We start from the raw sequence: 9,200 nt of genomic DNA on the forward strand, positions 1-9,200 counted from the left end.
GGTCAGTCCAGCGTCTTGCCGAGCCAGACCTGCGCGTACGGATCGTCGCCGAAGGGCGGGACGTCCCTGTACCCGTGCCGGGCGTACAGCGCCCGGGCCTCCACCAGGTCGAGGCGGGTGTTGAGGACGACGGTCCGGGCGCCGAGCCGCCGGGCCTCCCCTTCGAGGGCGGCCACCAGCAGCGCCGCGCCGCCCGCGCCGCGGAAGGCGGGCCGCACGAACACCCGGGTCAGCTCCGCGCGCTCCGCGTCCAGGAGCAGGACGCCGCCGCAGGCGGCGGGAGCGCCGTCCTTGCGCCCGACGAGGAACCGCCCGGTCGGCGGGGTCAGCGCCTCGGCGCCGTCGTCCGTGAGCCCCTCGTCGATCTCGGCCGGGGTGGCGGGCCGGCCCCAGTACCGGCCGGCCACCTCGCCGTAGTAGTCACGGCGCAGCCCCGTCGCGTCGGGCGTGTCGTACTGCTCGGGACGTATGTCCCAGTGCGCGGTCACGTCAGGACACCACCCGGGCGACCAGCAGTCCGTCGTGGCCCTTGGCCCCGACGGTCTGCACGGCCGTCGCGTCCAGCCGGGGCTCGCGCGCGACCAGGTCGAACAGTTCGCGTGTGCCGCGCACGGCCTCGTCGCCGTCGGCGTCGAGGACGGCGCCGCCCCGCACGACGTTGTCGACCACGACGACGCTGCCCGGGCGGCTCAGCCTCAGGGCCCACTCCACGTAGCGCGGGTTGTTCTTCTTGTCGGCGTCGATGAAGAACAGGTCGAAGGGGCCCGCGTCCTCCTCCGCCAACCGCGGCAGCGTGTCGAGGGCCGCACCCGTCCTGACCTCGGCGACCTTGTCGAGCCCCGCCCGGGCCAGGTTGCCGCGGGCCACGTCGGCGTGGCGCGCGTCGTACTCCAGGGAGACCAGCCGGCCGTCCTCCGGCAGGGCGCGGGCCAGCCAGATGGTGCTGTAGCCGCCGAGCGTGCCGATCTCCAGGATGCGGCGGGCCCCGCTCATCCGGGCCAGCAGGTGGAGCAGCTTGCCCTGGTTCGCCGCCACGGCGATCTGCGGCAGCCCGGCCGCGTCGCTCGCCGCGAGCGCCCCTGTCAGCGCCTCGTCCTCCGGGGCGAGCAGCCCGGAGACGTAGTGGTCGACGGCGGTCCACAGCTCCTGCGGGTCATCGTGCGTCTGAGTCATGGTCAGCAACGTAGTCGACCCCGCGCCCCCACCGTCGACGTTTTCGCTGGTGCGCGCCCCGGAGGGCCTCCGCCGCGCGTCACCGGAGCAGCCGTCGGCCCTCACCGCCCCCTTGCGTACCGCCGGTAGCCGTCCGCAGACTGGACGGTAACTTAGCGAGAGCGCGTACCCGTCCGGTCGACCCACACGCGCGCCCGCCCGGGCCGTCACGCCCGCGGGCGTGAGGAGAGGACCTGCCCATGGCCGCGGAACCCGTGATCGTCGAAGCCGTGCGCACCCCCGTGGGACTGCGCGGCGGCGCGCTCGCCGCCCTCCACCCGGCCCAGCTGCTCGCCGCGACCTGCCGGGAGCTGCTCGACCGCGCCGGCATCCCCGCCGACTGCGTCGAGCAGGTCGTGGGCGGCACGGTCACCCAGGCCGGCGAGCAGGCCGCGAACCCCGTCCGCACCGCCTGGCTCGCCGCGGGACTGCCCTACGAGACGGCCGCGACCACCGTCGACTGCCAGGGCGGATCCTCGCAGCAGGCCGCCCACATGGTGGCCGACATGATCGCTTCGGGGGCCGTCGACGTCGGCGTCAGCTGCGGGGTCGAGTCCCCTTCTCGGGTCCCGCCCGGCAGCGACAGCCGCAGCGCTCCGGGCAGGCCCCTGCCCGACGAGTGGCACGTCGACCTCCCCCACCCCGTGCGGGCCGCCGAGCGCCTGGCCCGCCGCCGCGGGCTGAGCCGCGGCCACACGGACGCCTTCGCGCTGCGCTCCCGGCAGCGCGCGGCCACCGCCTGGGCGGAGGAGCGCTTCAAACGCGAGACGTTCCCCGTGCAGGTCCCCGCCGGCGACCACGACCTGTGGCGGCCCGTCGACCGCGACGAAGGCGTCGGCGAGGGCTCCGCCACGGAGGCGCTCGCCGAGCTGACCCCGCTCATGCCGGACGCCGTCCACACCACCGGCACGCGCGCCGCGGCGGCCGACGGAGCCGCCGCGCTCCTGTGGGCGTCCCGGCGCATGGCCCGCGCCCTCGGACTGCGGCCCCGTGCCCGGATCGTCGCCCAGGCCGCCGTGGGCACCGACCCGCGCCAGCCCCTGGACGGGCCCGTCGACGCCACCCGCGCGGTCCTCGGCAAGGCCGGCATGTCCGTACGGGACCTCGACCTCGTCGAGGTCGACGAGACCTTCGGCGCGGTGGTCCTCAGCTGGGCGCTGGCCCTCGGTCCGGACGACGGACTGGACCGCGTCAACGTCAACGGCGGCGCCCTCGCCCTCGGCCACCCCGGTGGCGCCGCGGGCGCCCGGCTGCTCACCTCCGCGCTGCACGAACTGGAGCGCCGAGACGGGGACGTGGCGCTCGTCACGATGGGCGCGGCGGGCGCCCTCGCCACCGCGACGATCCTGCAGCGCCTCTAGGGAGCGGCTTCGGGGCCGCGGGGCGGACCGGGCGGCGGCAGGCGGGCGGGGCGGCGACGGCGGGGCCGGTCGCCCCGCACGGTCCACCGCGCCGTGCCGCACCTGCGCGGCGCACGGGAAGGGCCCGGTGAGTGCGGGTTGCACTCACCGGGCCCTCAGCTCATGGCCTGGCGGCTCAGTACCAGTGGTTGGCCTGCCAGAACTTCCAGGCGCCACAGGGGCTGCCGTAGCGGTCGTTCATGTAGTCCAGGCCCCACTCGATCTGGGTGGCCGGGTTGGTCTTCCAGTCGGAACCGGCCGACGCCATCTTCGACGCGGGCAGGGCCTGCACCAGGCCGTACGCGCCGGAGGACGCGTTGGTCGCGGTGTGGTCCCAGCCCGACTCGCGCTCGATGATCTTGCTGAAGCACGTGTACTGGCCGGCGGGGACCATCTTCTTGGCGATCGCCTGAGCGTCGGTCGGGGCGGCCGAAGCCGGGGCCGTCATGCCCATCACCGCACCCGAAGCGCCCAGCAGCACGGTCGCTGCGGCGATGGCGGACTTGTTGCGGGTGGTGAGACGGCTGGCGATGGAGCGGAACACGTAGAAGAACCTCACGTCGGGGACAGGGGCGTCGCAGGCATGCCGGAACCAGGGCCCGGGGACACCCGGATCTCTCGGGAGCGGCTGCCAGGAGCGCTGCGGTCGTGCCTCGGGTGAACCCTTCGGCGTGCCGTCGGCGCCCGGCGACATCACCAATGAACCAGGCCCGCAGGCCCGATGCAAAGCCCCCCCAGTACGAGGCGGGACCGGAGAACCCCGCTTCCGGGGCCGCGGCGCGACGGCGCAGCAGTGCAGGTCGCCACGGGCGACCGGGCCCCCGCCCGAAGCCTCCTACCCGCCTTCGTATGTGACGTGGGTCGCGTGGGGCGCCTCACCCCGAACGGGCCCTAATGCGGCTTTTCGGTGCCTTCGAATGTGACCTGGGCCTCGAACGCGGCCCGCCGGGTCGCCCGCCTCAGGGCCTTCAGCACCGTCGATCCGATGGTCAACGTCAGCACCACCGTCAGCACCGCCCGGCCCGCGTCCCACCCCAGGGAGGTCGCCAGGCAGTACGCGGCGAACCGCACCAGGTTCTCCGCGAGCGGGTCACCCGGCTGGAACGCGATCCCGCTCGCCGTCCCCTGGAGCGTGACCCAGCCGTACAGGTTCATGACCGTCCCGTACGCGAACGCCGCCACCGCCCCGTACCCGGCCAGCATCAGCAGCTCGCCCCGGCCCCGCAGCCTCCCCCAAGCTCTCGGCTTCGCTCGAGCAGGGGGGACCCCCATCGCGCCGGGCAGCAGCCCCGCCCCCATCGCGAACCAGCCCATCGACAGCATCTGGAACGGCATCCACGGCCCCACCCCGCCCGTCAGCAGCGCCGACGCGAAGATCGTCACCGCCCCGAGGACGAACCCGAACCCGGGCCCCAGCACCCGGCCGCTCAGCAGCATCAGGAAGAACATGGGCTCCAGGCCCGCCGTGCCCGCGCCCAGCGGCCGCAGCGCCGCCCCGACCGCCGCCAGCACCCCCAGCATCGCGACGGCCTTCGCGTCCACGCCGCCGTCCGACAGCGTCGCCACGACCACCCCGATCAGCAGCGGCAGCAGCAGCGCCAGCAGCCACGGGGCGTCCTGCGCGTGCGACGCGTGCGCCCGCGCCACCTCGGCGTCCGCCAGCAGCGGCCAGCCGAACGCCACCACGCCGATGGCGCCCACCAGCACCAGCGCCGCCACCGACCGGGGCCCGAGCCGCACGGGTCGCGCGCTCATCGGACCGCCCCCTCGGCCGCGAGCGCCGCCTCGACCTGAGCGACGGTCAGCCACGGCAGCGGCGCCAGCACCTTGCCGACCTGCGGGGCGAACGCCGGGGACGACACGACCACCTCGTGCGTCGGACCGTCCGCGACGACCTCGCCGTCCGCCAGGATCACCACCCGCTGCGCCAGCTCCGCCGCCAGCTCCACGTCGTGCGTGGCCATGAGGATGCCGTGGCCGCGCCCGGCGAGGCCCCTGAGCACCGCGACCAGCCGGGCCTTCGCCGCGTAGTCCAGACCCCGGGTCGGCTCGTCCAGCAGCAGCAGCCGGGGCCGCCCCGCCAGCACCACGGCCAGGGCCAGCACGAGGCGCTGCCCCTCCGACAGGTCCCGCGGGTGTGTGCCGTCGGGCACCCCCGGCAGCAGCTCCGCCACCAGCGCCCGGCACGTCCCGGCGTCGGCGCCCGCGTCGGCGTCCGCCCCGGCGCACTCCGCGGCCACCGTGTCCGCGTACAGCAGGTCGCGAGGCTCCTGCGGCACCAGCCCGACCGCGCGGATCAGCTCGCGCGGCGGTGTCCGGTGCGGGGTGCGGCCCCCGGCGAGGACCCGGCCGGCGGCCGGCTCCACCAGCCCGGCCAACGCACCGAGCAGCGTCGACTTGCCCGCGCCGTTGCGCCCCATCAGGGCGACCGTCTCGCCCGGACCCACGGCGAGGTCCACCCGCCGCAGCGCCTCCACCCGGCCCCGCCGCACGGCGAGCCCCTCGACCAGGGCCAGGCCGTCGTGCCCGGCCTCCGGCGCCTCCCGCCGCGCGAACGGCCACCGGCCGCGCCCGAACAGCCCGCCTCCCCGCTCTCCGCCTCCCCGCCCTGCGGCGCCCGGGCCCCCGGCGACCGTGCTCGCGCGCACCGCGTCCGCGCCCTGCGGTGGCGCCGCGGTGCCACCCCGCGCCGGAACCGGCCCCGCGGCACCGGCGGCCAGCCGCTGCCGCAGCGGCTCCGCGCGGCGCCGCGCGTCGCGGACCGTGAGCGCCGGAGGCGTCCAGCCCGCCACCCGGGACAGCCCCACCACCGGTGGGTACACGGGGGACACGCCCATCACCTCGGCGGGCGGGCCCACCACGAGCGGCGCCCCGCGCCCCTCCAGCAGCGCCACCCGGTCCGCGTACTGCACGACCCGCTCCAGCCGGTGCTCCGCCATCAGCACCGTCGTGCCCAGGTCGTGCACCAGCCGCTGCAACACCGCCAGGACCTCCTCGGCCGCGCCCGGGTCCAGTGCCGACGTCGGCTCGTCCAGCACCAGCACCTTCGGGTGCGCTGCCAGCACGGACCCGATCGCCACCCGCTGCTGCTGCCCCCCGGACAGCGTCGCGATGGGCCGGTCCCGCAGCTCCGCGAGGCCCAGCAGGTCCAGGGTCTCCTCGACGCGCCGGCGCATCACGGCGGCGGGCAGCCCGAGCGACTCCATGCCGTAAGCGAGTTCGTCCTCCACCACGTCCGTCACGAAGTGCGCCAGCGGGTCCTGCCCCACCGTGCCCACCAGGTCGGCCAGTTCACGCGGCCGGTGAGTGCGCGTGTCGCGCCCGCCGACGGTCACCCTGCCCCGCAGCGTGCCGCCCGTGAAGTGCGGCACCAGCCCCGACACCGCCTGCAGCAGCGTCGACTTGCCGACCCCCGACGGGCCGACCAGCAGCACCAGCTCGCCCTCCGGCACGGTCAGGTCCACGTGCTCCAGGGCCGGCGCGGCGGCGTCCGCGTACGTCACCGACACGTCCTCGAAGCGGATCACCGCACAGGCTCCTTCACTTCCCCCGGCACGGGGGCCACGAACGCGGGCACCAGGCCCACCAGTACCGACAGCGCCGGCCACACCGGCAGCTCCGGCGCCACCAGCGGCGCCACACCCGGGCGCAGCGCCTCCGCCGCCGAGCCGGTCGCCGCCCAGATCACCAGCCCCGCGACGGCGGCCCCCGAACCGGCGACCAGCCAGGCGCGCGGCCCCCACCGGTCGGGCCGGTAGCGGGTGCGCACCGAGCGGCGGCCGCCCAGCCACAGCCCCGCCACCGCCGCGGCGAGCCCGGCCGCCACCAGCGGCAGCCCGTACCCCGCGCCCTCCACCGCGACCAGCCCGTACGCCCCGGCACAGACGCCCAGCAGCCCGCCGAGCGTCAGGACGTTCGTCAGCAGCCGCACCGGCGCGGGCACCGCGGCGGTCCGGCCGTACCCGCGCGCGTCCATGGACGCGGCCAGGGCCACCGACCGCTCCAACGCCCCCTCCAGGACCGGCAGCCCGATCTGGAGCACCGCCTTCACCCCGCTCGTCGGGCGTCCCCGCAGCCGCCGCGTCGTCCGCAGCCGGGCCACGTCCGCGACCATGCTCGGCGCGAACGTCATGGCGACGACGACGGCGACGCCCGCCTCGTAGAGCGCGCCCGGCAGGGACTTCAGCAGTCGCGCCGGGTTGGCGAGCGCGTTCGCGGCGCCCACGCAGATCAGCAGCGCGGCGAGCTTCGCGCCGTCGTACAGCGCGAACACCACCTGCTCGGCCGTCACCCGGCCGCCGAGGCGCAGCCCCTGCGCCCATTCCGGCAGCGGCACCTCGGGCAGGGTGACGAGCACGTGCGTGCCCGGGATCGGGGAGCCGAGCGCGACCGAGAACACCACGCGGAGCGCCACGACGAACAGGCCCAGCTTCACGAACATGCCGTACGACCGGGCCCACGGGGCACCGGGCTGGTGGCGGGCCGCCACCACGTACCCGGCCACGCCGACCAGCAGGCCCAGCAGCAGCGGGTTCGTGGTGCGGGACGCGGCGACGGCGAGCCCCAGCGCCCACAGCCACCAGGCGCCCGCGGGCACGGCGTTGGAGCGGTGCGCCTCGGGCGCGCGCAGCCTCATCGGTGCCCGCGCCGCCGGGCCCGCACGACGGCGGCGGCACCCAGGAGGAGGACGGCCGCGAGTCCGGCGGCCAGGCCGACGGAGGGCCCGCCGCCGTCCGCCGGTTCGGGCGCCGCGGGCTCCGGCGCCGCGGGGGAGTCCGCGGGGGCCGCCGCGACCTGCTCGCCGCATCCCCGCTGCGGGTAGCCCGCGATGGCGCACAGCAGCGCCTGGCTGTTGTAACGCAGCGGAGGGGCGACCGCGGCGAGCGCGTCCGCGCTGCCGGCGTCCGGCGGGACCTGGGCGCAGGCGGTCCGCGGGGCGGGCGGCCGTTCCCCGGCGGGCGCGTCGGCGGGGACGCCGAAGTCGAGGACCAGCCCGACCCGTTTGGTGCCCTCCTTCGCGGGTGTGCCGGCGCAGAGCGCCGCGAAGTCGGGCGCCTGCCGGGGCCGGTGCGCGTCCTGGCTGTCGGCACTCACCGCGAACCGGAAGCCGTGGACGTCGCCGTCGGCGGGCCTGAGCGTGGCCGGGCCCTGCGTGGCGTACGTCCACGTCCCGTCCTCGCCGGCCTCCCAGAACGACCAGTAGCGGTACCCGCCGGACCGGCCGGGCGCGGCGGAGGCGGCGGGCGCGGCCGCGGTGTCGGACGCGCCGGACCGGGCGGCGACTCCCGCACCGGGCGGCGCCGCGTGCGCCGACGCGCCGGCGGCGAGTACGGCGAGTGCGGCGAGCAGCGCAGCGAAGGCTGCGGCGGGGCGTATGCGGCTCACGGCTGCTACCGCTTCTTGCCGCGCCCGCTCAGCAGGAAGCCGATGCCCACCCCGGCCAGGGCGAACGCCCCGATCATCAGCCAGAAGCCGACGCCGTAGCCCTCCTCCTCCTGCGCCTCCTTCTCCTTCGCCCGCTCCTCGGGCGTGGACGCGGGCTTCGGGCCGGTGGCGTTCAGTGCCCGCACGAGGTCGGTGCCGCCGAAGTCGCGGGGGTCGGCGCCGGCGGCGCGGGCGGCGAGGACGAGCTGCGCGTAGGCGGCGGGACCGGCCTCCTTCGCCCAGGCGGGGCCTTCCTTCTGCAGGAGCTCCACGGCCTTCTCGGCCTTGTCGCCGTGCCCGGCCGCGTACAGCGCGACGACCGCGTCCGCCGTGTTGCCCAGGTCGGGCTGGTCCGCGGGGGCCTCGGTGGCACCGGGCATGGCCGGCAGCGGAACGTGGCCCTTGGACTCCAGGACGCCGGCGAGGTACGCGGCGCCGTTGCGGGCGGCCCGCTCGGCGGAGGGCTTGGCGGAGTCCTCACAGGTCGGCTGCTGTCCCGGCTCGATGCCCTTGACCAGCAGGTGCTTGCCGAGGCCGCCGAGAACGGCGGCGGCCGTCGCGTCGTCGTTCGGCGGGAGCTCCCCGCCCTTGCCGGGCTGGTAGGCGAAGGCGCCCGCGCCCTTGCCCGCGGTGCAGGGCACGGCGAAGGAGAGCAGCGCGTCATAGGGGCTCTTGCCGTCGGCGGAGAGCACGTCGCCGGGCCGCTCGCCGGTCGAGGCGAGGGCGCCGATCACGAGGGAGGTGGAGTTCGCGTCGCTGGGGAAGCCGGGGTTGTAGCCCCAGCCGCCGTCCTTGTTCTGGTTGCCGCGCAGCCAGCCCTTGGCCTTCTCCCGGGCCTTGGCGGGCTCGTCCCCGTGGCTGTCGACGCCCTTCAGGGCCTGGAGGGCGAGGGCGGTCGCGTTGCTGTCGAGCGGCAGGTCCGCGGCGCAGGGCGCGGAGGTGTCGGCACGGTACGAGGGGAAGCCGCCGTTGTCGCACTGCTGGGCCAGCAGCCAGCCGACGGCCTCCTCCGCGGGCTCGACCCCCGTCGCCTGCTGGGCCAGGAAGGCCAGCGACTGGCGGAAGACACCGTCCCACTGCGGGTCCTTGGTGCCGTACAGCCCGGTGCCGGGCGGTCCGGCGGCGGGCGACGAGGCCGCGTGGGCGGCGGGCGCGAGCGCCCCG

The 9,200-nt window shown here is 76.6% G+C and carries 9 protein-coding genes; 1 reads left to right on the forward strand and 8 read right to left on the reverse strand.

What is annotated here, in order from left to right; genetic code table 11:
• Positions 1–2: 2 nt before the first annotated feature.
• Positions 3–488 carry a GNAT family N-acetyltransferase gene (locus tag BJP40_RS01850; protein ID WP_226962676.1) on the reverse strand — a complete coding sequence of 162 codons (486 nt, stop codon included), beginning with the start codon at positions 486–488 and terminating at the stop codon, positions 3–5.
• A gap of 1 nt (position 489) precedes the next feature.
• The gene (locus BJP40_RS01855) at positions 490–1,173 is read right to left on the reverse strand and encodes an O-methyltransferase (protein ID WP_071268812.1); all 684 of its coding nucleotides are present in this window, start codon (positions 1,171–1,173) and stop codon (positions 490–492) included.
• Between the two features lie 239 nt (positions 1,174–1,412).
• Between BJP40_RS01855 and BJP40_RS01860 the strand changes: the two genes are divergently transcribed.
• The gene (locus BJP40_RS01860) at positions 1,413–2,573 is read left to right on the forward strand and encodes a steroid 3-ketoacyl-CoA thiolase (RefSeq protein WP_071268813.1); all 1,161 of its coding nucleotides are present in this window, start codon (positions 1,413–1,415) and stop codon (positions 2,571–2,573) included.
• 175 nt (positions 2,574–2,748) lie between these two features.
• Here the strand turns inward: BJP40_RS01860 and BJP40_RS01865 are convergent, their stop codons facing one another.
• From BJP40_RS01865 to BJP40_RS01890, 6 genes are all read right to left on the reverse strand, one after another.
• Entirely contained in the window at positions 2,749–3,156 is a 408-nt protein-coding gene (locus tag BJP40_RS01865) for a transglycosylase SLT domain-containing protein (protein WP_071268815.1), read from the reverse strand.
• Positions 3,157–3,503: 347 nt separating this feature from the next.
• Entirely contained in the window at positions 3,504–4,367 is an 864-nt protein-coding gene (locus BJP40_RS01870; protein ID WP_071278060.1) for an ECF transporter S component, read from the reverse strand.
• Entirely contained in the window at positions 4,364–6,139 is a 1,776-nt protein-coding gene (locus BJP40_RS01875) for an ABC transporter ATP-binding protein (protein ID WP_071278062.1), read from the reverse strand. Before BJP40_RS01875 ends, BJP40_RS01870 begins: the two co-directional genes overlap by 4 nt.
• Positions 6,136–7,248 carry a cobalt ABC transporter permease gene (locus BJP40_RS01880; RefSeq protein WP_071267768.1) on the reverse strand — a complete coding sequence of 371 codons (1,113 nt, stop codon included), beginning with the start codon at positions 7,246–7,248 and terminating at the stop codon, positions 6,136–6,138. Before BJP40_RS01880 ends, BJP40_RS01875 begins: the two co-directional genes overlap by 4 nt.
• Positions 7,245–7,997 (reverse strand): SCO2322 family protein, encoded by a 753-nt coding sequence (locus BJP40_RS01885; protein ID WP_079169140.1) that lies wholly within the window; start codon positions 7,995–7,997, stop codon positions 7,245–7,247. Before BJP40_RS01885 ends, BJP40_RS01880 begins: the two co-directional genes overlap by 4 nt.
• A 5-nt stretch (positions 7,998–8,002) precedes the next feature.
• A partial coding sequence (locus tag BJP40_RS01890; RefSeq protein WP_256220595.1) for a prenyltransferase/squalene oxidase repeat-containing protein occupies positions 8,003–9,200 on the reverse strand: 1,198 nt, incomplete at its 5' end.

It is taken from the genome of Streptomyces sp. CC53, assembly GCF_001865245.1.
Taxonomy (GTDB): domain Bacteria; phylum Actinomycetota; class Actinomycetes; order Streptomycetales; family Streptomycetaceae; genus Streptomyces.